15 protein-coding genes are annotated in these 24,281 nt (G+C 56.5%); 9 read left to right on the forward strand and 6 right to left on the reverse strand.

What is annotated here, in order from left to right:
* Positions 1 to 308: 308 nt before the first annotated feature.
* Entirely contained in the window at positions 309 to 1,334 is a 1,026-nt protein-coding gene (locus tag IEX44_RS19630; protein ID WP_188698228.1) for an alpha/beta fold hydrolase, read from the forward strand.
* A gap of 465 nt (positions 1,335 to 1,799) precedes the next feature.
* On the opposite strand, the gene dsr1 is transcribed toward IEX44_RS19630, so the two are convergent.
* From dsr1 to IEX44_RS19645, 3 genes are all read right to left on the reverse strand, one after another.
* On the reverse strand, positions 1,800 to 5,624 hold the full coding sequence (dsr1, locus tag IEX44_RS19635; protein ID WP_188698232.1) for an anti-phage defense-associated sirtuin Dsr1: 3,825 nt from the start codon (positions 5,622 to 5,624) through the stop codon (positions 1,800 to 1,802).
* A 96-nt stretch (positions 5,625 to 5,720) separates the two neighbouring features.
* Positions 5,721 to 6,875: an RpiR family transcriptional regulator gene (locus IEX44_RS19640; protein WP_188698235.1), complete on the reverse strand. Its 1,155-nt coding sequence runs from the start codon at positions 6,873 to 6,875 to the stop codon at positions 5,721 to 5,723.
* 232 nt (positions 6,876 to 7,107) lie between these two features.
* Positions 7,108 to 7,497, reverse strand: a complete 390-nt coding sequence (locus IEX44_RS19645) for a hypothetical protein (RefSeq protein ID WP_188698237.1) — start codon at positions 7,495 to 7,497, stop codon at positions 7,108 to 7,110.
* A 551-nt stretch (positions 7,498 to 8,048) separates the two neighbouring features.
* Between IEX44_RS19645 and IEX44_RS19650 the strand changes: the two genes are divergently transcribed.
* Positions 8,049 to 8,429 carry a VOC family protein gene (locus tag IEX44_RS19650; protein WP_188698240.1) on the forward strand — a complete coding sequence of 127 codons (381 nt, stop codon included), beginning with the start codon at positions 8,049 to 8,051 and terminating at the stop codon, positions 8,427 to 8,429.
* Positions 8,430 to 8,801: 372 nt separating this feature from the next.
* On the opposite strand, the gene IEX44_RS19655 is transcribed toward IEX44_RS19650, so the two are convergent.
* A complete protein-coding gene (locus IEX44_RS19655) occupies positions 8,802 to 9,986 on the reverse strand; it encodes an NHL repeat-containing protein (protein WP_188698244.1) in 1,185 nt (394 codons plus the stop codon).
* A gap of 332 nt (positions 9,987 to 10,318) precedes the next feature.
* On the opposite strand from IEX44_RS19655, the gene IEX44_RS19660 reads away from it, so the two are divergent.
* From IEX44_RS19660 to IEX44_RS19675, 4 genes are all read left to right on the forward strand, one after another.
* Positions 10,319 to 11,308 carry a LysR family transcriptional regulator gene (locus IEX44_RS19660; RefSeq protein ID WP_188698246.1) on the forward strand — a complete coding sequence of 330 codons (990 nt, stop codon included), beginning with the start codon at positions 10,319 to 10,321 and terminating at the stop codon, positions 11,306 to 11,308.
* A gap of 95 nt (positions 11,309 to 11,403) precedes the next feature.
* The gene (locus IEX44_RS19665) at positions 11,404 to 12,366 is read left to right on the forward strand and encodes an aliphatic sulfonate ABC transporter substrate-binding protein (RefSeq protein ID WP_188698248.1); all 963 of its coding nucleotides are present in this window, start codon (positions 11,404 to 11,406) and stop codon (positions 12,364 to 12,366) included.
* Positions 12,367 to 12,376: 10 nt separating this feature from the next.
* On the forward strand, positions 12,377 to 13,090 hold the full coding sequence (locus IEX44_RS19670) for a cysteine hydrolase family protein (RefSeq protein WP_188698425.1): 714 nt from the start codon (positions 12,377 to 12,379) through the stop codon (positions 13,088 to 13,090).
* Positions 13,087 to 13,899 carry an MBL fold metallo-hydrolase gene (locus IEX44_RS19675; RefSeq protein ID WP_188698251.1) on the forward strand — a complete coding sequence of 271 codons (813 nt, stop codon included), beginning with the start codon at positions 13,087 to 13,089 and terminating at the stop codon, positions 13,897 to 13,899. The genes IEX44_RS19670 and IEX44_RS19675 overlap by 4 nt, the downstream gene beginning before the upstream one ends.
* Before the next feature lie 115 nt (positions 13,900 to 14,014).
* Here IEX44_RS19675 and IEX44_RS19680 read toward each other — a convergent pair whose 3' ends face one another.
* On the reverse strand, positions 14,015 to 14,650 hold the full coding sequence (locus tag IEX44_RS19680; protein WP_188698254.1) for a hypothetical protein: 636 nt from the start codon (positions 14,648 to 14,650) through the stop codon (positions 14,015 to 14,017).
* A gap of 421 nt (positions 14,651 to 15,071) precedes the next feature.
* On the opposite strand from IEX44_RS19680, the gene IEX44_RS19685 reads away from it, so the two are divergent.
* Together IEX44_RS19685 and IEX44_RS19690 are read left to right on the forward strand one after the other, a co-directional pair.
* The gene (locus IEX44_RS19685; protein ID WP_188698256.1) at positions 15,072 to 16,424 is read left to right on the forward strand and encodes a carotenoid oxygenase family protein; all 1,353 of its coding nucleotides are present in this window, start codon (positions 15,072 to 15,074) and stop codon (positions 16,422 to 16,424) included.
* 373 nt (positions 16,425 to 16,797) lie between these two features.
* A complete protein-coding gene (locus IEX44_RS19690; protein ID WP_229679351.1) occupies positions 16,798 to 19,056 on the forward strand; it encodes an SdiA-regulated domain-containing protein in 2,259 nt (752 codons plus the stop codon).
* 151 nt (positions 19,057 to 19,207) lie between these two features.
* Here IEX44_RS19690 and IEX44_RS19695 read toward each other — a convergent pair whose 3' ends face one another.
* Positions 19,208 to 21,286, reverse strand: coding sequence for a putative bifunctional diguanylate cyclase/phosphodiesterase (locus IEX44_RS19695; RefSeq protein ID WP_188698259.1), 2,079 nt, complete (start codon positions 21,284 to 21,286; stop codon positions 19,208 to 19,210).
* A gap of 420 nt (positions 21,287 to 21,706) precedes the next feature.
* Here IEX44_RS19695 and IEX44_RS19700 point away from each other — a divergent pair, with 420 nt between their 5' ends.
* Positions 21,707 to 24,277, forward strand: a complete 2,571-nt coding sequence (locus IEX44_RS19700; protein WP_188698261.1) for an alkaline phosphatase family protein — start codon at positions 21,707 to 21,709, stop codon at positions 24,275 to 24,277.
* Positions 24,278 to 24,281 lie beyond the last annotated feature (4 nt).

Here is a 24,281-nt window from a genome sequence, read left to right on the forward strand (position 1 = left end):
TATGAAACACCGGCTGAACGATTCCAACAGGCTGTTGCATCGACCGGTTGAATCCACACCGATAAGCAGACAAATCATCTCTGACCAAATGAACGGCGAGCTATGCATTTTCGGCGTGACCCCGGAAAAGCGCCTCTAGGCGCTTTTTTTCTGCCTATCGACGAAGCTGAGCGGATCACGCAACAGGACCGGCATGCCACCGCAGTATCTCCGGAACTATTGATCAACACCATCGGAATACACAGGGTGGAACCATCTGCGTACTAGCTGGTCGGACCCCCCCGATCATTCAAAGCCGGACAACCACGATGAAACTCAAGCTACTGACCATTGCTCTTTGCCTGTACGCCGCGGCGAGCTTGCCGGCATTTGCACAAGACGCTCCGGTCTACGGGGGAGAGCTTCAGGGTTTTAACTATCCGGCGCCGGTGCAGCAGTTCGGGTTTACCTCTCAGGGCGTGCCATTGCGCATGGCCTATATGGACGTAAAACCGGCCACGCCCAATGGCCGCACCGTGGTGCTACTGCACGGCAAAAACTTCTGTGCTGCAACTTGGGAAGGCAGCATCAAGGCGCTGACCGCGGCGGGTTATCGGGTGATTGCGCCGGACCAGATCGGGTTCTGTAAATCCAGCAAGCCTGAGCACTATCAGTATTCTTTCCAGCAACTGGCCAACAATACCCATGCCCTGCTGGCCTCGCTGGGCATTGACCGGGTTACCCTGCTGGGCCACTCCACCGGCGGCATGCTGGCCATCCGCTACGCATTAATGTACCCGGACGGGGTAGAGCAATTGGCACTGGCCAATCCGATCGGGCTGGAGGACTGGAAAGCGAAGGGCGTTCCCACCATCACCGTGGACCAGTGGTACGCGCGCGAACTCAAAACCTCCGCAGAAGGTATTCGTAATTACGAGCAGAACACGTACTATGCGGGTCAATGGCGGGCCGCCTACGAGCCGTGGGTGCAGATGCTTGCCGGCATGTACCGTGGCCCGGATCGTGAACGGGTGGCCTGGAACTCGGCCCTGCTGTACGACATGATCTACACCCAGCCCGTAGTTTATGAACTGGAGCAGCTGCGTATGCCCACCTTGTTGCTGATTGGCCAGAAAGACACCACTGCCATCGGCAAAGACCTGGCCGCACCAGCCATCCGCGCCACGCTGGGCCGTTACCCGGAGTTGGGTAAAGCAGCCGCCCGGCAGATTCCACATGCCACGCTGGTCGAATTTGCAGACCTGGGGCATGCACCACAAATGCAAGACCCGGAAGCCTTTCACAAGGCACTATTGGCCGGTCTGGCGGCACTCCCAGCTGCGGCGACTCGTTAACCCGCTACACAAACGTGCCGTTGTATCAGGATGCGGGTTTGGGGTAACCGGGCCGCCTTGTTTTTTGTGCCTTGCGTAAACCGCGCGTGGATTCCGGACATGGTGTTGCCGCTGCCACCACTTAGCAGTTTTGTAGGTTCGACTACTTATCGGCCAAAGTAGACGCTTCGGACCCTGGGAGCACCTTGCAGCGTTGTCCACGTTGTCCATAAAGCACGTCTCCTGACGCTGGAGCGGCTTCGGCGACTTTGCTCGCTAGGCACCGTTTGTCTTAGGTGCGCTCATCATGCTGATGGATTTGTATAGAGGCTGTCAGGGGGTGGATTGCCCTGCCGTGATTAACGTCAGGTAATCCATGGGTGACACTGGTTGGCTTTAAGAAACCAGCCAGTGCCATAGAGGCAGGTTGGATTCAGCCCGTCGCATTTGCATGAAAATCAGCCTAATGGCTAGCTTCTTCCAGTATTAACCTAGCATTTGTCTCGATAACGCATGCAGCCGTTGGTAGCGAGCATCCTTTGCAAGCTCAGGGTTGGTTGCTGAAATCAATTGCAGGCAGGGACCTAGCTCACTCGGCGGCCAACTTCGTCCATCAATGATTGCGTCCAACAGAATCAGCGCTTTATCAGGGAAAGATTTACACAACTCGGATCCCACAAGAAGGTGCATCACGTAATATGGATGTTCAATCGGGCGCAGCCACCCCCCTAGCAACGTGATTGCAACAGGAAACTCCGTTCGTGCAGCAATGCACAGCCGCGCGATTGCTTCGGAGATTTTGGAAGAAACAAGTTCTCGGGATTTCGGCCAAACATTCTTCCAGAATGGTTGAATCCGATTCTTCCAATACTCCTGATGGCGGTCACCTGCACCTTCTAGCGCCTGTGTCAGCGCATGTGCACACTGAAGCAATCCCTCGGGTGGTAGTTCTTCCACTGCGGCACGGAAGTCCTCTTCAGCAAAACCGGGGACCGGTTCAAGCGCCGCATAGGTCAGAAAAGTAACGTACTGCCGCGCATGCTCTCCCAAGTATTCGTAGCGAGCGGCAGCTGCCAGAAAGTCAGGTTTAAGTGCGTTGAGCAAGGGAGCATACAAACGAGGGGACCACAGGAAACCCTCCCACGCGTATTTAGCTTCTTTGGTGTCTGAACTCCAGCTAAAAAGCGGTAACAGGTTAATTTCTGTCCATGGACGATCTACTCGGAAAAATGCGATTAACCTCGAAGCAAGCAAAACACGGCCATGCCTATATTGCTTTACCCGGGTATCGCAGAGTTGAGTGAGCAGTGGCTTAAGTTCAGCGGGTAGCAGGTCGTGGTCATTCGGTTCACTTGTGAACCATACATTGAGCAAAGCCTGAGTGATATGTCCAATGGGGTGATTGAGTGCCTCCGTCACGGGTTTGTCTATCGGCTGACCATTTGTCGTCATCGTGGAATCAGCAGCAAACTGAAAAGTCAGCAGTTTTTCACACAGTTTGAGAAATTCATGTTCTGGTTTCTTTATGGTTTTGGAAACGGCCATAACCCACCAGGTAACTGCGTGGGCACACTCCACCAACACCTCACTAGGCATTTGACTGAGGACTTGGGCAACGCTAAGCCAGCGGCGAAGCGCAGGCCTATATTCACCCCATGCATACAGGGCTTCACCCCAACGTCCAGCGGGCCATATCCCTTGTCGTCCAAGATCACATAGCGCCGCAAGACTATTACAAAAATGGTTGCGACATACCTGACGCCACGTATCTTGGTAGAAAGGTCTGTTTCCTGATCGAGTTTGCTGGAGCCACGCCACGAGTGGGCCGCGCTTGGTGGGGGTTACAACTAAGTCGATTTCTTGCACATAATCGGGGTCACCCGTACCACTCATCCATGTAGAAAATTCCTCACGCTCATTCTCAGTGAGCTTCCATTCCGGGTTTTCAACAGTGATTGCATCGAGATAGGCAGAGGAGGCTCCCCCAAGGACGACACCACCTTGTTGTAGCTTTGCAAGCCTCAGCCAAATCGTGGAGTCTTTTATGTGTTGCCATCTATCTTCTTCGAGATCAGAGACAAACATGTCGCGTGGTGGACCAGCAAGAATGGCTTGCTCAAGTGCTTCCTGATCTGCTTGGAACAGATGTTTTCCTTGCAGAACCAAGAGACGCATTACCTCACGTTGTGTCTGCCCATCCCACAGCCATTTAGCTGTATCACGCAACAACCAACCGCTCCACGTTGTTGCGGCAATGCAGTTGTCCTGGCTTGCTGCAAACAGTGCTAAACGTTTGAATGTGGGATAGGGCACCTCAAACCAGCCCGAAGCTACAGACTGGGCTCGCGCAAGATTTTCTTCGAGAACATGCAGCCACGCATCGCGTAACAATTCGATTAGACACACCCATTCCCTGAAGTCACGGTTCTGCCAGTGGGAGCTAATAGATGGCAAGTCCCAATGAGAACGATCCTGAAATTCATCCGCTTCGTTCAGTTCGTGCAATAAATCCAGTGCGTCACGCAGCAGGAGCTCAATGTCATCAAGCAACGCCGGAAGAGCATCTGCCCAGCCCGCATCTGCTGAGTCGAAGAGCGTCACTTTTACGTGATCGGCGTTCAGGACGAGCTCCCAGTCAACAAGATGTCTCAACCTCCCCGGTTCGCTTGAAGAGTCTTGCTCCTCCACCAACCGGAAGGGCGCGCGGATAGTCAGCTTTGGGGCAAGGACTTCGCGAAATTCCAGCCGCAGTGTTGTAGTCAGCCCGTCACGCTTCAAACGTTCCTTCCAGCGATAAATATCCGGTGAGTATGCCGTCGACTTTATTCGGCCACAGAGAAATAACCGCCAGAGCGATCGCATGATCTGATTGGGTATGGCATTAGGTGCCTGCTCGCGAATTTCCGCCAGTTCGGCAACCTTGCCTTCATTTTCAAGCTTGAGAATTTTCCCGAACTGGAACTCGATCATGTTGATCCAGTGGTCCGGCAACTGCGCCCCCTGCTGGGCTACCCAGATGAGTAATCGGTGGTCGTTCAAATGGCGCAGCAACCAGCGCGCAAGATGAAACATCACGTTGTCCCACCGAGGCGCGTTTGCCATACGCGACACCAAGGACATATAAGGGGCCGCTGAATATGAAGAAGGCCGGTGGACTAGGCTGAACTTGAGCTTGTCATCCACTGAGGCGTCGGGGGTCACACCAAAGCGAACAAGATCAGCATGCCTGAAGCGATCTTGCGTGAACGCCTCTAGAAACCAGTCCAGCGATGGTGCGGGATTCAGTTCTGCAAATCGTTGAGCAGGCAATCCAGTTTTATCTGCGATGGCCCACAACATCCGCCCCACGTAGTCATCCTGTTTACTGCTAGCCGATGGTCGGGCAAGTGCATGGTTCACCACAATCTGCTCTTTACCCAAAACCCCGTTCTGATGGGTTTCGGCCCAGGCTTGCAATGTCTTGTGAAGCGCGGAATGATCGTGTGAAGCAGTGGGTACCTCATAGAGGACTGGGGTAACCCCTTTGGCTTCCCATTCAATCTTTTTCTCACTCTCCTGCCCAGGATTGCAGTCACCAAATGCCCACGCTTCCGGTGTTGTTTCTCCCTGCATGCGGTCTGCCGCTAGTGCATCCATCATGTAGCGAAGAACTGGATCGTTAATGCTGTACCCGACAAAGCATACGACGTAGTTCCTGAATAGTTCGCTGACAAAGCGAGATGCCCAACGCTCAGTAAGATATGCCAGACCAAAATCACCACTTGTGACAACCAAACGGTTTAGTGCCACGTCATCAGCTTTGTCGCCCAGGAGTCCATGTAGGTAGACCACACCGTCCCAACGACTTTTTTTGGGGATGGGTAGCATCGGTGCTGAATAGGTCTGAAATGCCTGTTTTGTGCGCTTTGCAGCTGCGTGAAACAGATGATCAAAGTTCGTAGTCACTAACCGCAACGAAGTACCAACCCGCGCTAACCGAAGTAAGGCTGCATGCGTATCTGTAGCACCTTTAAGCCGTAGATTGGGTTTGAGCCGCTCTGCCAATGCACGACGCATCCCTAACCGTTGCTCGGGCAGCCGTCGTTCAAGGAGATCAAGAGTGGCATCAAACTGCCCTCTTTTGAAAGCTTCGCTTTCAATAGGTTTGAAGGTGGTGCCGGTGAGCTTATAAATTGCTTCTACCAGTCCACCGAATCCTGGCAATCCTGCCGGATACGAAATTCCGGCTCCGCAAAAGAAAACTACGCGCCCATCTTCGTGAGCTTGTAACAGCTCATCTGGGATATCAGGCCCATTTGCAATGAATTGCACCCGTTAACCTCTTATCGTTTCTTGCCCACTAGTTGTGTAGAGACGGCTAGGTGAGAGAGTGAGAACCAGTCTTGCCAGCCATTTAAATTCGTTCGCTCATTTCCCATTGCGTTCAAGAGGGAGAATGACCTTGTCGTAAATCAGAGCGGCTTGTTCTGTGCCTCGTGAAGGGTGGTTTGCTACGTCCAGCCAGACCTGAAGAACATCTGCGACATGCACGCCATCTTGGTGGATGGCCCCTCTGAAGATTGACTTCGGGGTGGATGCCTGCCGAAGGATGACATCGGGCGGTTCCATAGCTGATGCAACCCTGAGCACTCGCCAGTCGCTGTCTTCAGAGCGAGGCAGTGTGGGCACGTAAATATAAGGTGGCACTCCAATGACGTGTCCCAGGTTCAGTGCATCCGCAGCAGCAAAGAACCCCAGACAGGCCTCACTCTTCAGTTTTGCAAATAGCGACTTGATCTGCTCATCCCTCTTGCCCGGGAATCGGAATTTCATTGGCAGCTCTTGTGAGGGCCTCATCGTTGCCGCCTGCCAACGCTGGAACAGTGTACGGCGTCGCACCAGATTGATTGATCGCGAGGACTCATCCAGAAATCCTTCGTTACGAAGCTGCTGCAAGAAACGGGAAGCGCTCATCTGGGATGTTTGTGCTGCAGCTGCCAACTCAGCACCGGTTCGATACTTTTGTCGGGGCGCGTGTAGCTGGCTGACTGCAATGTCCGGCGCCAATAATATTTTCAGCATCCACTGATTGAGGTCTGAGAACAGATTTACGGGGGTACTGGTTGAAGAATTGCTGTTTTTCCTTCTCTCCAAGGGTTCCGCGTTTAGTTCTTCAAGCCCCGCTCCCCGAAATTGCCTCAGTCCGTTTCCAGAGATGATCCCAACAGACACATCGGACGCGTATTTCTCCCTGAACGCGCCAACTGCCCTCGCCAGCGATGGGGTTGCACTTTCAACGTAGACGACCGCAAGTGGGTGAGACCCAATGTTGTTTCGCGCATTTGTCGTCGCAATCAGGATAGCTTGTGCTAGAAGGGGGATCACCCGATCCGGTCGACTCTCGGCGAGGGATTTGATCGCAACACTGTACCGGACCAATTCCCGTTGAATCAGCAAGCCAACGGGTTCATTGCTGAATGAGGGGAAATCATCGATGACCAGCCAGCCAGAGTTTCGGAAGAATTCGGCGACCCGTTTTTCCAGTTCTTTGGCACCTGACTCTGATGTGAGAGATTTCGCCATCGCTGCTCATCTGCTTGGTAAACATGGCCATTATAATTAACACGGCCAAGTTATAAACTATTGCATGTGTTTGAAGTAAGTAAAGTTAGTCGCCCAGTCGGCCCCGTAGAAACTCAATAAATCGCTGGGTCCTTGGCAAGCATAGTGGGGTGACCCGCTTTAAAGTGGAGGTCGGGTTCGCGCGTAGATGGGGCGGTGCTCACCAGAAAATGACCATAGATAACCTTGAGGGTTACTCATTGGTTAGAAATATTGCCTTTCCGTGAACGACCTTCTTTTCACTTGCGGTCGCATAGAACACTCCACCAGAGTAAAAACCGGACGCATCTCCGGATTTGCTCTCAGCGCCCATGAGAAGAACACCGTTGGCTCCTAATTTGGCGGCCTGGGATTTCAGCTCGTTGATTGCCCGGTCTTGTGCCGCCTGCGTTGAAAATTCGATCTCGCTGGAAGCCTCTACGATGCCGATGGTTTCAAACTGGGACGGTGGATCGAGATAAATGTTTACTTGGGAAGGACTTACGGCGGGCCTTGTTTTTCCAGTAACGATTGATGATCCCGTTGCGCAACCAAACAAGGCAGACAAACAGACAAGTGTCGTGATGATCCTGAGAAATCGCATTCCTCAATTCCTGTAAAAATTAATATTCAATGCAATGGGCTAGTCACAGGCCCGTCCACTGGATGGAAGAACCAGCGCCAGTGCGCATCTGAGACTGCGTTGAGCGTGGCGCTAATGCCGATGGAATGGATTTTGATGGCTATCAGAAATTGCTTCTGCGTACTATGGCCATGATTTGGCGTAACTTTTCGCAAAACTCATGACGAATGAAACATTTTCACTCAAGGGTGCCTGACACGGGTATTGGGCTGGCGCAGCATGATCAGAAGGTCGGTGATCCAAACTGGTGGTGTGGGCTAAACCTGCAGGGGTTTGCGCTGATGCAGGTACGAGACAAGATCAGCAACTCACAGTGAATTGAGCGCGGCCGGTCAGGCATCGTCGGTGCTGTTTGCGCCCCCAAGACAAAACCAAAGGACGGGCAGTCAAGCCTGAGGCCCGATAAACTGATGTTTATTCTCGAGTGCGATTGAGTCGGCGGATTGTCAGGTCTTTCAGGGCAATCATTTCAAGATTGGTTGACCATCAACAGTAACTAAACAGAGTGGCGAATGCTCCACCATCTTTCATTTGCCGTTTCAGATATCAACCGGGCAGCTACCTTTTATGACGCTGTGCTCCGGTCATTGGGTTACGTGCGAGCCTGGACCGATGACACAGCGGTAGGGTATGGGTATCCCGGTGGCGGTGATAAATTTGCCATCAAGCTGGTGCCGGCATATGCCTCTATTCCTGGCGAGGGATTTCATCTGGCGTTCGCGGCTGGTTCGCGTGCTGCGGTCGATGAATTTCATGCCTCTGCGTTAACGCATGGTGGCCGGGACAATGGTTTACCCGGGTTACGGCCTCACTACGGGTCTTGCTACTACGCGGCGTTCATTATCGACCCCGATGGCTACCGGATCGAGGCAGTCATTAACGAGCCTGTGTGATGTTGCGGAAAAAGGGGACGGGGCTGATACAACCAGATCGGCTCGGAGATCTTGCTTTGACGCTTGCCAGGAAAAATCCATGCAAAGCAGTAGGTTAGAAAAATCCAGTTTCTAATGACCGAAACACGGAAAACTTCAGAATTAAATGACGCATAACGGGCGAGACAAAAATCTGAAGTTTGGCAACTCATTGATTTTAAAGGAAAGGAAATTCAGGAGGGAATGACCGACGACAAGCTGCCGTGTCACCTGGCCATTCTTGTCTGTTCAAATCCGGATTCCGCTGCTGGCGGGCCGCGCCTGGTGTGGCGGCGGTACCTGGTTTGCCCGCCGGGTTGCGGGCCGACCAGGCCGCAGTGCTTTCCTTGCCTGTTACGGGTTTACGATTTTGTAAACTTTGCCGTACATATAATCTCCCACATAAAGATTACCGCTACTGTCCACCTGAATAGAGCAGACGTTGCCAAGCGTGGTCGTCCCTGAGGAGATGGCAGACGGTGCAGGTGCGCCGGCAACTACCTTGTAAAGTTTGCAGCCGTTGGTGGTAAAGGTAGAGATAAAGAGTGTGTCGTTGTGATCGACCGCCGTGCTGTAAATCTGCGAAAGGGACGCTGTAGCCGGAACGATGGTCGGCGTGGTGACGCCTGGCACGAACCTGGCCAGGCCACCGGTCAATCCGGTCGGTACATATAAATTGTTGCTGTTATCCACGGCAACGGAGATAGGGCCCGCAATGGCGCCCACCTCAATCGGCGCTTCCGTCGTGATATTGGCGCCCGCCTGGATTTTGTAGATCTTGTTTGCGCCGTGGTCGGTTAGATAAAGATTGTCGCTGCTATCTATACCGAGGCCATCGCTATAGGCATAGGTGGTGCCTGTGGTGATCGGCGTCGGTGAGGTGGCGCCGGGCGCGATCTGGGCCACATACGACAGCGGCCCGGCAATATAGACATTGCCTTGCGAGTCAACCGCGACGCCGGTCAGACCTGGCAACGATGTGCCCGGCACCAGTGGCGTGCCGCTGGTCGCCCCAGGCGTCACTTTATAGACGTAGCCAGGGGTTGCCCCGATCACCCCGACAACATACACATTGTTTTGATTGTCCACCGCCATGCTGCTGACGTTGTCAAACGAGGTCAAGGGGGCAATCTGCGTGACCTGGGCCGCGGCGCAACTCACGTTGACGGTGGTGACATTGGCCGCCACATTGCTGCCATTGGGCGCGCTGACCTGGCAGTTCAGCGTGCCAGGTTGCGTTTTGACGGTGACAAAATAGCTGTCACCTGGATTGGCCGCTGTGCCAAAGGTAAACGCGCCATTGGCGGTGATATCCAGCGTCTGGCCACCATGATCCTGCAGGGTGAGCGTGCCGCTGCTGAGCCCGGTAACCGTACCACCAATCGTATAGCTGACGGGCGCAGGTGCGGGTGTTGGTGCGGGTGTTGGTGTGCTCGTCGGCGTTGCCACCGGGGCTGCGGCTGAACCGTGGCTATCGCCCACGCAGGCGCTGAGCGCCAGGGCGCTGGTGACACACAGGGTGCTCACAAATGTTTTCATGTTGGGCTTCGGCTCAGTGGCGTAATTGATCAATACAGGCAGTCATGCGCGATCCAGGCTGCCGCGTATCTTACAAGGGCCGCATGCCCTGCAAGATATGATGTTGTTTTCACGCCAATTGGGTAGAGCATCCCGTCGGTGCCCATACGGCGGGGTAGGGTATCCAGGACCTGGCTTCTTGGTGCTTGCCGGTGCGCCACACGAAAGCGGTTATGAAATTACGGTTTCCCGGTTTGATGTAGAGTCGAACCGTTCTACCGTGAGTTTCATCTCTACGCATGGGCGCCATCCAGGTCGTCCATGTTTTGTCTGTGTTCCCCTCAGGTGTAAACATGGTCATCAGTGACATCGATCTGCGTTTGTTGCGTGTTTTTCGTGCCGTGGTTGAGGCCGGTGGTTTTTCAAATGCGCAAGCTTTGCTCAACATCAGCCAGTCGACCATCAGCACGCAGATGTCCCAGCTGGAAACCCGCCTTGGCTTCACGCTTTGTCACCGTGGGCGCAGCGGCTTCCGGCTCACTGATCAGGGCGATTTGATGTACCGGCAGGTCGTGCAGCTTTTTCAGTCGTTGCAGCAGTTTCAGCTGCAGGCAGATGAGTTGAAGGGTGGGCTGTGCGGGCATCTGCGTATCGGCATGATCGACAGCATCATTACGGATCCGGCGTGCCCGGTCAGCCGGGCGCTGGCAGAGTTCGCACGCAAGCCCAATAACGCGGTGCACGTGTCATTGCAGGTGATGTCGCCGCAGGAGCTGGAGGCGCAACTGCTGGATAACCGCATCGATGTCGCGTTTGGCATCTTTTGTAGCCCGCTCTCGGGGCTGACTTACCAGCCGCTATACCGCGAGCGGGATTTACTGGTTTGTCACCACTCCCACCCACTCGCCACGATGTCCTCCGGCCCGTCGCTAGCGCGTGAAATCAGCCGGGCCCGCAAGGTCATCAGAACGTTCCTTGGCACCCAGGAGCTCGTCCCTCTGGATACCGATGCCGACACCATTTTTGCCACAGTCACGAATGTCGAAGCAGCGGCCCTGTTGATTCGCAGTGGCGCTTACATCGGCTTCTTGCCTGAGCACTATGCGCAACACTGGATCGAACAGGGCGACATGGTGGCGCTGCTGCCCGGGCAGTGCACCCGCTATTCTGATTTTTCGCTGGTCACGCGGGCCCATCAACCCACGCCTTCGCGCTCACTGGCGGGTTTTCTGCAAAGCGTTGACGTCGTGCTTGCAGACATGGGCGCTGAGGGCAAAGGCGCTGCCCATGACCGCGTGCGCACTCACTTCGCTCAGGCCGATGTCAACATTGAAGCTCTGTAATTGAACGGGTGATGTGCGCTGCATAGGATGAGCTCACGAGATATTCCTCCGCGCGACGCTGGTCTCGCGGCACCCTCAACAATCTGGAGCTAATCATGCGAGACCTCTGTAAATTTTTGTCTGGCGCCGTCCTGCTTTCTGCCGGGCTTGCCAGCCCGCTAGCGCATGCCTCCGAAAAACTGAAGATTGGTTACAACAACTGGGTTGGCTCTGCCGGCGTGTTCGTCGCGCAGGAAAAGGGCTTTTTCAAGCAAGCCGGTGTCGATGTCGAATTTGTGCCCTTCAAAGGCCCCAGTGATGCCATTCCGCCGCTGGTATCCGGCCACATTGATCTGGCGCTCACGACGGCCGACAACGTCGTGCTGGTGAATGCGCGCAGTGGCACGGATCTGAAGATTATTTACGCCACAGACACCTCCAATGGTGCCGACGCAGTGGTCTCTAAAAAAGGCTTGACCAGTCTTGCTGATCTCAAGGGCAAGACGGTCGCAGTGACCCAAAATGAGGTCAATGAACTGCTGTTGCTCAAAGGGCTTGAAAAAGCGGGCATGAAGCCAGGCGATATCAAGAGCGTCAACATGGATCCGGACAGTGCGGGCGCGGCCTTTGTGGCCGGTAAAGTGGATGCCGCCGTCACGTGGGAGCCCTGGATTTCGCAAGCCGTTGCTGGCGGTGGCAAGGTGGTGTTTTCCAGCGCGCAAGTCCCCAACCTCATTCTTGACGTAGTGACAGTGAACCCGGCAACCAGCAAAACCAAGGCCAAAGCCATTGCGGCTTTCCTGGCGGCTGTGGATAAAGGCACCGCTTTCGTCAGATCCAACCCGGATGAAGCGATGCCACTCGTGGCGAAACGGCTGGAAGTCAAACCCGGCGAAGTGAAAGACATGCTGGTGGGCGTCAAGCTCTATGACATGGCTGGCAATGCCAAGCTGTTGCATGGCCCGGTGGCAGCGCAGACGCTGGACAATATCTCTGTGTTCTACAGCAGCCGCAAAACGATTCCGAAGACCCTCAAGGGCAGCGATATGGTCGATGCCTCTTTCGTTCAGTTGCATTGAGAGAGCGATGATGATTTCGGTTTCGTGTCATTACGATCGACATTTTGATTTTGCCCCGCAGCGGACCGCATTGATTGTGATTGATATGCAGCGCGACTTTCTGGCACCGGAAGGTGCCAGCGGAGTCAGCGGGTTTGACCTGGCCCCGCTGCGCGCCATCATTCCCCGTGTGCAAAACATGTTGGGTGCGGCACGCCGGCACGGTGTGAGCGTGTTCCATACCCGTGAAGGGCACCGTGCAGATCTGGCGGATTTATCCGCAACGAAGCGGCAGCGCACGCTCGAGGCCGGGGCCCAGGTCGGCTCGTCCGGGCCACTGGGTCGGTTTATGGTGCGTGGGGAGTTCGGTCATGATTTGATTGATGAACTGCAGCCCGCCGTGGGTGAGCCCATTATCGACAAACCCGGATACGGTGCCTTTTACGCCACGGATCTGGAGCACCTGCTGCGCAGCAAGGGCATCACCCATTTGCTGTTGGCGGGCGTGACCACGCAGTGCTGCGTGCATTCCACCTTGCGGGAGGCGGTCGACCGCGGGTTTTCCTGCCTGACGCTGGCTGATTGTTGCGCGAGTTTCGAGCCAGCGCTGCACGATGCAACGCTGCAGATCATTGCCAGTGAAGCGCATCTGTTTGGATGGATCGCGAATGGTGAAAACGTGATTTCGGCGCTGGACAACCAGACCATCGAAACCACTCGCCGTGCCATTGAGGAAAAAGCATGAACGCGCCGGCATGGGGTACGCACAGGCCCTACCCGGTGGCCACGCGCTGGTATGAACGTCTGGATCTGGAAAACGGCGTTACGCGCTTTTGGGAGCCGCATGTCCATCCGCTTGAGCAGGCCAATTTCTGGCATATCCGCGGTCGTGACAGAGACCTCTTGATTGATAGCGGCATGGGCATTGTGCCCCTGCGCCCCAGTTTTCCGGACTTGTTCAGCGACAAAGAAGTCATTGCGCTGGCAACCCACACGCATATCGACCATATCGGCGCTATCCATGAATTTGAACAACGGTGGGTGCATGGTGCTGAGGCTCACCAGATGGCGCACCCCTCTGGCGTGACGACGCTGGTCTGCGCGGATATTCATCCCCAATTGGCCGGGCTGTTCGTTGAAGCCGGGTACCCGCCCTTTGACGAGCTGCTGATCGATGCGATGCCGTATGAAGGTTACGACCCGCGCCAATACCGTTTGCGCGGGGCCGAGCCGACGCATCTTGTCAGCGACCAGGACATCATTGACCTGGGCGACCGGCGCTTTGAGATTATCCAGCTGCCGGGCCACTCTCCCGGGAGTATCTGTATCTGGGAGGAAACGACTGCGACGTTGTATTCAGGCGACCTGATCTATGATGGCCCGCTGGTTTATGAAGGTCCGGGGATGGATCTGGACATCTACGCGCAGTCGCTGCGGCGCCTGAAAGCCATGCCGATCCAGACCGTCCACGCAGGACACGACCCCAGTTTTGATCGCGCCAGATTGATTGAAATCGTCGATACCTATCTACGGCGCTGGAACAAGGATAATTAGGACGCTGAAGCGGCCGCTTTCATTCGTCAACAGCGCAAACCCTGCAATAACCTGGTCAGGGCTGACGGGTGGAATGTCCTGTCGGGTTCTGCAGAGCACTCATGGCGTTCCTTTTTCAGGCCGTGACTTTGTAACGGGGTGCAGTGATGAACTTGCGCGCGATGTTTACCGTCTGGGCGCTGCCCTGTTGCGTAATGCCAGGCTTGCTAACGAGCGACCAGTTGGCGATATAGCGCAGGGGCAGCCGGCCATTAATGTTGTCGGCGACACCATCGTACGCACGGCCATCCTGCCCCATCAGGGAGGGGACCTGCTGATGATCGGGCGCACCCTGGTAGTAGGTCACGATGGCACTGCTATACGATCTGGCCGCATTCACCAGATTGGTGTTGGCGTTCAACGAGTTTTGCAGCCAGGTACGATCAGAATCCGACAGCTTGCCGGTGACTTTGAGCTGGCCATCCTGCAGTACGACATCCCAGTTGCTGTTAGCGATCTGTGGGTGTTGTTTCGTCAAACTGGCCTGAACCTGCGTTAGCTGGTCGTAGATGGTCTGGATGGCATTGTTGGCAAGGGCGGCTGCTGGCCTGATGTACGTGGTCATGTCATGGTCGAAATCCGCCATGTAATCATGCTGCGGGGCAATCTGGGGATTAACCCCCGTCAGCTTGTTCGAGTCATCAATGCGTGGGGTGGTTAGCCCCAGGCTCAGCGTAGAGCCGCCCGTGGTCGGGACATAAGAAACACTCATGAGATTCCCCTTGGTGAAATCAGAAGCCGCCTCACGCTGTTTGGTTGTGTTGCGGGTGAACCAATAAACACGGTCTATTCACACGGGGTTTATATACCGCGTATGAAATCAATTTCACCTGCAATAACTGCCAGCTTGTTTAATGTGTCGCCCTGTATCAATTCCGGATTGGCCGGGCTGGTTTTTGGCCACGGCAATCTGGTCTGGCCCGCACTGCATTAAAAGCGCAGGCAAGATCGCTACCGGCATCAATGCAATAAAAACAAAGCTGGAAACCAGCAGGGGATGGCAATCGGGGCAAAGGGGATTGGGCATTGACGTACTAAAAATAAAGCGCCGCTATTGGGCGCTTTATTTTTTACAGCCATTTCGCCATATGCAGCGCAGTGTCTGTCATGTCACGCCAGGAATCACCAAGCCAATGAACGATGATCTTCTCCATGCTCAGCCATCGGGTAGCCCTTATCTGACGGGCAATTTCGCGCCGATAGAGGCTGAAACCACGGCATTCAATCTGAAAGTCACTGGCCGTATTCCTGAGGCGCTGCATGGTCGTTTTTTGCGCATTGGTCCCAATCCGGTGATGGCGCCGGATGTAACGAACTATCACTGGTTTGGCGCAACAGGCATGGCGCATGGCCTGCGTCTGCGTGACGGGAAGGCGGAGTGGTTCCGGAGTCGTTTTATCAAAGATGCAAGCGCATCTGCCGTCTTGGGGCTCGCGCCGATTCCCGGGCCGCAATACCGTGACGGGGCGGTGAATACCAGTTTCACCCGGATTGGGGGCAGGCTCTATGCGGTGTCGGAAGCGGGGAGTTTGCCCGTTGAACTCGATGACGAACTGGAAAGCGTCAGGCGTTCTGACTTTGACGGGACGCTGGAGGCGGGTTTTACCGGACATCCCAAATTTGATCCGGTCACAGGCGAGCAGCATGCGCTGACCTACGAACCAGGCGAACCGGTTCGTTATGTGTCCGTCGGGCGGGATGGCCGCGCCCAGACCAGGGCAAGTATCGATTTGCCACATACTCCGCTGATTCACGACCTCGCGTTTACGGCGTCGTTCATCGTCGTCCCCGACCTGCCTGTGACTTTCCAGCCACAACGTGCGCTGGCTGCGTTTCCGTGGCTCTGGGATGAAAACCGCGATGCCAGAATCGGCCTTTTGCCCCGGGATGGTGATGTCTCGCGGCTGCAATGGTTTGCCGCGCCGCGTTGTTTTGTCTTTCATTTCGTCAACGCGTGGGATGAGGGCGACCGAACGATCATTGACTTGATCCGGCACCAGCGTCTGTTTGTTCACGACCGTCATGGTCCTGGTGAGGGAGCCGGGGTGCTGGCGCGGTGGACGCTGGAACGTCAGAGCGGCAGGCTGAGTGAAACCATCCTGGACGAACGTGGCAACGAATTCCCACGCATGAACGGACGTTTTGAGGGGCAAGCCTACCGGTATGCCTATACGGCCCATTGGGGCGAGCAGCTCAGCTTTGGCCCCGCCAGAAAACACGACATGCTGCGTGGGGTGTCTGAAACCCACGACTATGGTTCCGGCCGGGTGACGCTGGAGCCCGTGTTCGTGCAACGCCCCGGCGCAACACGGGAAGATGACGGCTGGATCATGTCTTACGTCTATGACGGCAACCGCAATCTCAGCGATGTAGTCATCCTGGATGCGCTGGATTTCACCGGGGCTCCCCTCGCGATCATCCATCTGCCGGTACGTGTGCCATTTGGTTTTCACGGTGCCTGGGTGGCGGATAGCCCGTCTCCTTAGCACACGGCTGACCCTCTTTCAGACCTGGGCCCCGACGGGCGCTTTTATCTGTTCAGATCAAAATCTGCCTTGCCAGAGCCGCTATGCGCCAGCGTCGCGGATCGCGAGCACAGGCACGCTCGTGTGTAAACGCTTTGTAAAGTAACCGGATTGTCACGGTACGTACATTTGCGACTGCCACAATCCGCCGCGCGTTACCGATGGTTCATGTGTCTTCTGATACCCGAAGAAGACCCGTTGTTTGCCCACGAGGAAGCCACCGTTTTGATCCGGTAACGAAGATTGATCAGCCGCCACTGATTCGGCAAAGACAAAGAGCACGAAGCCGAACACGTCGCGATTACGTATAAAAACTCCCCTCCCAAAGAGCATCGTGAAAAAAACTCTCAATTTTCTGGTCCCGGCGATTCTGGCGGCCAGCCTTGCCGCATGTGGTGGCGGTAGCGACGGTGGTAGCACCAGCACCAGCTCCCCCACCGACAGCAGTCTTCCAGTCGATAGCAAAGTCCCCGCGCTGGCCTTTACCGATCCGCAAAGCACGTGGGATCTGAACAACTACACGCAGACAGGCAGTTTTGCCCTCTCGGTCGGGACTGGCACCAACCTGTTGAACGCAGAAGCCTCTGGCGTCACCTACGACAAAGACACCGACTCCCTGTTTGTGATTGGTGATGGTGCAACCTCTGTCGTGCAGGTGTCGAAGGTGGATGGTCATGTGATTGATTCCATGACGCTGAACGCCAGTGATTTCCAGGATACGGAAGGCATCACCTACGTCGGCGGCGGCAAGTTTGTGCTGGTTGAAGAGCGCCTGCGCCAGGTGAATCTCTTTACCTATGTGGCAGGCGGCACGCTGCATCGGGCGGATGTGCAATCGGTCAAGCTGGGGACGACGGTGGGTAACGTCGGGATTGAAGGCGTGACGTTTGATACCAAAACCGGCGGCTATATTGCAGTGCGCCAGTCGCAACCCACCAATATTTTCCAGGCCGCGGTCAATTTTGCCGGTGGTACGGCAACCGCATCGGACGGCTCGCCTATCCTGGCAACGACGGATAATCCGCCGGTGATGTTTGACGCAGCCAAGACGGGTCTGTCGGCATTCAACGACGTGTTCTCCGTGTCGAATATCGTCCCGGCCAGTGCGCCTGATTACGATAACGTGGTGATCATTGGCGCGCCGGATGGCCGGATCGTCAAGATGGACCGGGCCGGCAACATGATCAGCGCGCTGTATATGAGCGCCACTGCCCAGAACGAAGGCGTCACCATGGCGCCGGATGGCACCATTTATGCGGTGGGTGAACAGGCCGCTGGCCCAAGCCTGCCGGGTCTGACCATCTTCAAGCCGACCACCAGCAAAACCAGCGTGGGTATTGGCAGTAACCTCTACCTGACATTTGATCAGGCTGTGAAGGCCGGGGCGGGCAATCTGGTTCTGAGCAATGGCGCCGGTGACACGCGGACAATCGCTGTGACGGACACATCGCAAGTGACCTTCAACGGCAGCGTGATGAAGATCCACCCGAAGTTCTACATGGTGGCCGGCACCACGTATGGCATCACCTATCCGGCTGGTGCGATCAAGACGGTTGCGGGCGCGAATGTGGCTGCGGTATCCAGCGCCTCGACGTTCTCGTTCACCACCATCGGTACCACTGACCAGATCGCGCCGACGCTGACCAGCACCGCGCCGGTGAATGGTGCGACAGGCATCATTGGCAGTCACTTCTCCATGCAGTTCAACGAGATCGTGCAGGCGGGCAGCGGGAATGTGGTGATCAGCAATGGTTCGGATACGCGTACCGTCTCGATCAACGACACCACGCAAGTCAAGTTCAATGGTGGCCGGATGACCATCACGCTGACCTCGCCGCTGCAGGATAGCTCGCGCTACACCGTGCAACTGGCCAGTGGCGTGATCACTGATCTGTATGGCAACGCGTATGCCGGCACGACGCAAAGCTTCACGACCGCAGCTGCAGGTGCGCCTGCACCGACGGTCCTGATCACGGAAGTGAACTCCAACGCGGATGGCGGCCAGGACTTCTTCGAGTTGTATAACTATGGCAGCACCCCGATCGACCTGACCGGCTGGAAGTGGGGCGACAATCACGCCGACGTGAACGATGCCAACAACAGCGCGGCCTTCGCTGCCGGCACAACCCTGGGTGTGGGCGAGCATCTGGTCGTGGTTTCCGGCGTGCCAGGCACGGACGAAGCCGTCTTCCGTAACACGTGGGGGCTGACTGGCTCGGTACCGGTCGTGGCGATGTGGAACGTCAACCAGGATCCAGCCAACCTGATCGGTCTGGGCAAGGGTGATGCGGTCATCGTGTACGACGCGAACGGCAACGTGGTCGCCGCCGTGAACTACGGTGCAGCACTGAGCGCGACGCAAGGTGACGGTACACTCAAAGCGATCCCGACGGTCACCGGTGCAGACCCGGCGCTGGTTGCCGCAAGCAACCACGCAGGCGCGGTCTTCTCTACGGGTGGTAATGCCAAGTACTCTGCCGTGTGGGATACCCTGTCGACCAGCTCGCCAAACTACGTGGCCGCTGCTGTGGGTGTACATGGTGGCTTTGCAGAACCGCTCAAGTCGACATCGGTGGGTTCGCCTGGCCAATAAACGCCGGTGAATGTTGCTGTAGATCGACGCGAAATAAAAAATCGCCCGGTGTGCCCGGGCGGTTTTTCTTTTGCGATGTCGGGTTGTTGTTCACAGATCATGCCCAGGAAAAGACCGGGTTGAGCGGCTCACCAAGGCAATCAGACATGGATTACATGTCCTCGTCATCGTCATGCAGCATCAGGCTCGGGAGCATGCTGCCCGGCTTGGGTTTACCCAGAAGATAGCCCTGTAAAGAATCACAGCCCAGATTGGTCAGGAAATCGCGCTGCTCGTGGGTTTCGACCCCTTCGGCCACGATACGCAAATTGAGCGTCTGACCCAGCGCGATAATGGCGGAAACGATCGCTGCGTCTTCGGTGTCTTGCGCAAGATCCCGGACAAAGGCGCGATCAATCTTGAGTTCATTGGCGGGCAGCCGTTTGAGATAGAGCAGGCTGGAGTAACCGGTCCCGAAGTCATCTATCGATACCTGCAGGCCCATGTCCCGCAGTTGCTGCAAAATATGCACGCTGGCCGCTGCGTCGCGCATGGCGGTCGATTCGGTGATCTCCAGGGTGAGCAGGCGAGGGTCCAGCCGATTGCGTTCCAGTGCCTCCCGTACCGTATCAACCAGTCCCGGATGACCAAACTGTACGGCCGAGAGGTTGACGGCCACGGAGGACGTCGCGGCACCCATTGCTTGCCATTGCGCCATTTGCCGACAGGCCTCGTTCAGCACCCAGGCACCGACGGGTACGATCAGTCCCGTTTTTTCGGCCAGTTCGATAAATTCACTGGGCTGCAATAAACCCAGTTGAGGGTGCTGCCAGCGCAGTAGTGCTTCCACGCCAAGAATCGGGCCCAACGGGGCCTTGAATTTGGGTTGGTAATGCAGCACCAGTTCATGGCGGCTGACCGCTTGACGCAAATCCTGCACCAGCTGCAATTGCCGATGAACATTCACGTTCATGGAGGTTTCAAAAAAACAGTAGGCATCCCGACCTGCGTGCTTGGCGTGATACATCGCCGTATCGGCATGGGTCATGAGATCGTGCTGGTTCAGGCTGTCTGTCGGGTACAGCGCGATGCCCACACTGCTTGAGATCCCCAGTTGCAGACCTTCGACAATGAACGGCTTGCGGACTTCTTCCAGCAAAGACTCTGCCAGCGCGCCCGCGTCGGCGGGATCGTTGATCCCGGCCAGAACTACAAATTCATCCCCACCGATGCGGGCAACGGTATCGCGCTGGCGGACCCGTGCCGAGATCCGGTTGGCCACTTCAATCAACAACAAATCGCCCACATGATGACCATAGGCATCGTTGACGGGTTTGAAACCATCCAGGTCCAGAAACATCAGCGCAACGCTGGTGTTATCGCGTTGCGCGACGCCCAGTTCATGGGTCAGACGGTCTTCCAGCAGCATGCGGTTGGGCAACTTGGTCAGGTTGTCATGCAAGGCCAGATAGGCGAGTTTCTCATTGGCCAGTGCCAGCGAGTTGCTGAGCGCCCCGGTACGGGCGGCCATGCGCATGTCGAGCACCGAAATCAGCAATGCCATACCCAGAACCAGCAGCGTGACGATGATGATCATCAACGCCAGCCAGTTGGCCTGCATCCCGCCGCGGGCGACAGTGCAGATGCTGCCCAACGGGAACCTTGCGGCGCTCATGCCGGTGTAGTGCATGCCGGAAATCGCCGCCCCCATCACTACGGCCGCCGCAGCGCGCAACGCCCGCGCGCCGTGTACCTGCGTGCGCAAGTGGTGTGCCACCCAAAGCGCAGCGCCGGATGCCCCGACGGCAATCAACACCGACAGCACAAACAAGCCAGGGTTGTACTGGATGCCCGGCGCCATGCGCATGGCCGCCATGCCGGTGTAATGCATTGCGGCCACACCCGCGCCCATCAGCAATGCACCGGTAGCCAGTTTGCGTAGCGGCAACGCCAGTTGGCTAACCCGCCAGAGTGCAAAGGCCGAGAGAGAAACGGCAATCAGCAACGAGAGGGCGGTCAACAGCGGATCGTAACCCAGCGCAATAGGCAGGCTGAATGCCAGCATGCCGACAAAATGCATGGCCCAGATACCCATGCCCATGGCGGTCGCGCCGCCTGCCAACCACCACCGGCGCGCGGGGCCGGTGCTCATGGCGAGACGGCCGGCCATATCCAGTGCCGTGTAAGAGGCAAGAATGGCGACCAGGATGGAAAGCAAAACAAGGAGAGGGTTGTAACTGCCCGACAGCATTCAATCTTGTCCTGGGGAGGTCTGGGAGCGGTGTGTCACCGGGAATGGGAAATTGTAGCAAGCCAGCATGAATACTTGAGTGTGTGGGGTGGTGAACAGGGCAATGGCGGAACAAACAAAAGAACCGGATGTAATACAACGCGATTCTGACACAGGTGCAATCAGTGATTCGGGGTGTTTTATTGCATGGGTTCGCAGGCATCCAGACGCGACATTTTGGTACCAGGCATGGCCGCGGCCCGATCTGGAGCAGCGGCAAACATCCGGGAGCAACCCAAATGGGCAGGTCACACATCCTTCACTGCGATGACACATCCCATTCACGGTGATGACACACAAAGTTGCAACCATCTGCCGGCCAGTACAAGCGGTGGTTCTGTCGTATTGGCGAATAACTATTTCCATTACTTCGCCGACAACATGAAACCCACTCTCCTGACCCTTGCCTGTGCCGCTGCCCTGCTGACCCTTGCGGGCTGTGGTAGCGATTCTTCTTCATCTGCCTCGTCTCCTTCCGCGTCCCAGCAGACCATTTCTGGTGTTGCGGCCCAGGGTGTTGCGGTGGTCGGTGTGCCGGTCACACTGACTGACGCCACGGGTACCACGGTACAAACTGGTACGACCGATGCCAATGGTAACTTCACGTTGAGTTTCAAAGGCGGCAAGGCTCCCTTTGTGCTCACCGTGCCGGTGAACGATACCGATGGCTCGCCGGCGGTGTTGTCAGCCATTCTGGCTTCGTCTGGTACAACCACGGTGGCCAATCTGAACCCGCTGACCTCGCTGGTGACGCAGCGTGCGCTGGGTCAGACGCTGACGACCGTGCCGACCGCTGCACAGATGACCGCAGCCAACCTGTCGGCCACGAGCATTGCGCAGGCCGCCACAGATGTAGACACCGTGTTGCAGCCGCTCTTCACCGCGCTGGGTGTCCCCTCGAGCGCGGTAAATGATCCTGTCGGCGCCAGTTACCAGATTGGTTCGGCGCTCGACAAGTTGTTCGAGATTGCGCACATCACGGTACATAACAACACGATCAGCGTCGGCCAACGCATTGATGCCAATGGCCAGGTGGTGGCCGCAGACGGCTCCAGCACCTATCAGACATTGCAGTTGCCGCTGACGGGCAAAATGCCCAATCCGCTGGCGAATGGCCCGATTGTCGCGGCCCAGAGCATCAGCAACGGTGCGACCACCACCCCGATCAAGCACGTGATTGTGATCGTGGCTGAAAACCAGACATTCGACGGTTTGTTCGGAACCTACCAGACCACCTCTGACCAAACGGTGAAGAACCTCTTGTCGCAAGGGATCGTCAATGCCGATGGGACGCCGGGCCCGAACTTTGCCCAGGCCGCACAACGTCAGGGCACGACCCAGACCACCTATACGCTGAACCCGACCCGTGGCAACGCCTATGCCACTTTGCTGCAGCCAGAGAAGATCGGCATTGTTGATCTTTCCTCACTGAGCACCGCCGGCGGCGTGGCTGACACCCGTTTCCCGGCCAACCTGCCCAATGGTCCGTTCCAGATCAGCAAGTATGTGCCATACGCCCAGCAGGATTCCTCCGCGCTGGGCGCACAACTGGGTCTGAGCGCTGCGACCGGTGACCCGGTCCATCGCTTCTTCCAGATGTGGCAGCAGACCGGTGGTGATAACAGCAAGCTGGATATGTTCATGTGGGTGGCCGCGCAGACCGGCCAGGGGGGCGATACCTCGGGCATTACACCGTCCAACCCGGCCCAGGGTGGCGAATTGATGGGCTTCATGAATATGTCCGCCGGTGACGCGCCGTATTTCAATACGCTGGCTAAAACCTACGCCATCAGCGACAACTATCACCAGTCCGTCATGGGCGGCACGGGCATGAACTTCTTCCAGGTTGCAACCGGGGACATGCCTTACTTCAATAACGCCGGTGCCGTTGCCACGCCTCCGGCCAACCAGATCGAAAACCCGAACCCGGACCCGACCTCGGGCACGGACAACTTCTATACGCAGGATGGGTATTCGGGCGGCTCTTACGTGGGCTGTGGCGATGCCAGCCAGCCGGGCGTTCAAGCCATTCTGGGTTTCCTGACGGCCAAGGGCGTGGCCAGTAACTGTGATGCCGGCAAGTATTACCTGGTGAACAACTACAACCCGGGTTATGCCACAGACGGCACCATCAACCCGATTGGCCCCAACAATTACAACTACCCGCCGCAGACCGTGCCGACGATTGCCGAAGCACTGGCCAACGCAAACATCAGCTGGAAGTGGTATACCGGCGGGCGTGATGCGGCTGACGTGACGACAGAAAGCACCCTGCTGGCGATTTCGTACTTGATGGCCCAGCAGGGCATGACGCAAACCCAGGCCGTGGCCTACGTGGGGGCGAACCCGGGCATACTGGCCCAGTTCTCCCCGAGCGCCATCGCTGCGCAGTACAACGTGATTGGTGATCCGCTGGTGGCCTCCAGCAAAATCATGACCAACGCCGCACTCAAGGCAAACCTCGTCAACCTGACGACGTTTGATCACGATGTGGCCAACAGCACGCTGCCCGCTGTGTCTTATGTGGTGCCCAAGAACCTGGCCAGCGGCCACCCGGGTTACTCCGCGCCAGCTGACCTTGAGGCTTACCTCAAGCACATCGTCGATGAGGTCAAGGCCAACCCGACGCTGTGGGCCAATACCGCCATCCTGATCACCACCGATGAAGGCGGCGGCCACTTTGATACCGGCCCGATCCAGAACCTGGACTTCTTTGGTGATGGCCCGCGCATCCCGATGATCGTGGTGTCGCCGTATGCCCGCGCTGGCATGGTTGATCACACCTACTACGATCACGCCTCGGTGCTGAAATTCATTGAGCGTAACTGGAAGCTCTCGCCGCTCTCCAACCGCAGCCGTGACCGTCTGCCCAACCCGGTGCAAGCGCAAAAAGCCTATCTGCCAACCAACAAGACGGCGGTGGGTGATTTGATGGCCATGTTCAACTTCTGATTGG

This window comes from Silvimonas amylolytica (assembly GCF_014645555.1).
Classification (GTDB): Bacteria; Pseudomonadota; Gammaproteobacteria; order Burkholderiales; family Chitinibacteraceae; genus Silvimonas; species Silvimonas amylolytica.

What these genes read in the sequence shown, in the direction of transcription:
- IEX44_RS19630 (WP_188698228.1), top strand. Translation starts at nt 309, where the DNA reads ATGAAACTCAAGCTACTGACCATTGCTCTTTGCCTGTACGCCGCGGCG.
- IEX44_RS19640 (WP_188698235.1), bottom strand. Translation starts at nt 6,875, where the DNA reads ATGGCGAAATCTCTCACATCAGAGTCAGGTGCCAAAGAACTGGAAAAA.
- IEX44_RS19645 (WP_188698237.1), bottom strand. Translation starts at nt 7,497, where the DNA reads ATGCGATTTCTCAGGATCATCACGACACTTGTCTGTTTGTCTGCCTTG.
- IEX44_RS19650 (WP_188698240.1), top strand. Translation starts at nt 8,049, where the DNA reads ATGCTCCACCATCTTTCATTTGCCGTTTCAGATATCAACCGGGCAGCT.
- IEX44_RS19655 (WP_188698244.1), bottom strand. Translation starts at nt 9,986, where the DNA reads ATGAAAACATTTGTGAGCACCCTGTGTGTCACCAGCGCCCTGGCGCTC.
- IEX44_RS19660 (WP_188698246.1), top strand. Translation starts at nt 10,319, where the DNA reads ATGGTCATCAGTGACATCGATCTGCGTTTGTTGCGTGTTTTTCGTGCC.
- IEX44_RS19665 (WP_188698248.1), top strand. Translation starts at nt 11,404, where the DNA reads ATGCGAGACCTCTGTAAATTTTTGTCTGGCGCCGTCCTGCTTTCTGCC.
- IEX44_RS19670 (WP_188698425.1), top strand. Translation starts at nt 12,377, where the DNA reads ATGATTTCGGTTTCGTGTCATTACGATCGACATTTTGATTTTGCCCCG.
- IEX44_RS19675 (WP_188698251.1), top strand. Translation starts at nt 13,087, where the DNA reads ATGAACGCGCCGGCATGGGGTACGCACAGGCCCTACCCGGTGGCCACG.
- IEX44_RS19680 (WP_188698254.1), bottom strand. Translation starts at nt 14,650, where the DNA reads ATGAGTGTTTCTTATGTCCCGACCACGGGCGGCTCTACGCTGAGCCTG.
- IEX44_RS19685 (WP_188698256.1), top strand. Translation starts at nt 15,072, where the DNA reads ATGAACGATGATCTTCTCCATGCTCAGCCATCGGGTAGCCCTTATCTG.
- IEX44_RS19695 (WP_188698259.1), bottom strand. Translation starts at nt 21,286, where the DNA reads ATGCTGTCGGGCAGTTACAACCCTCTCCTTGTTTTGCTTTCCATCCTG.
- IEX44_RS19700 (WP_188698261.1), top strand. Translation starts at nt 21,707, where the DNA reads ATGAAACCCACTCTCCTGACCCTTGCCTGTGCCGCTGCCCTGCTGACC.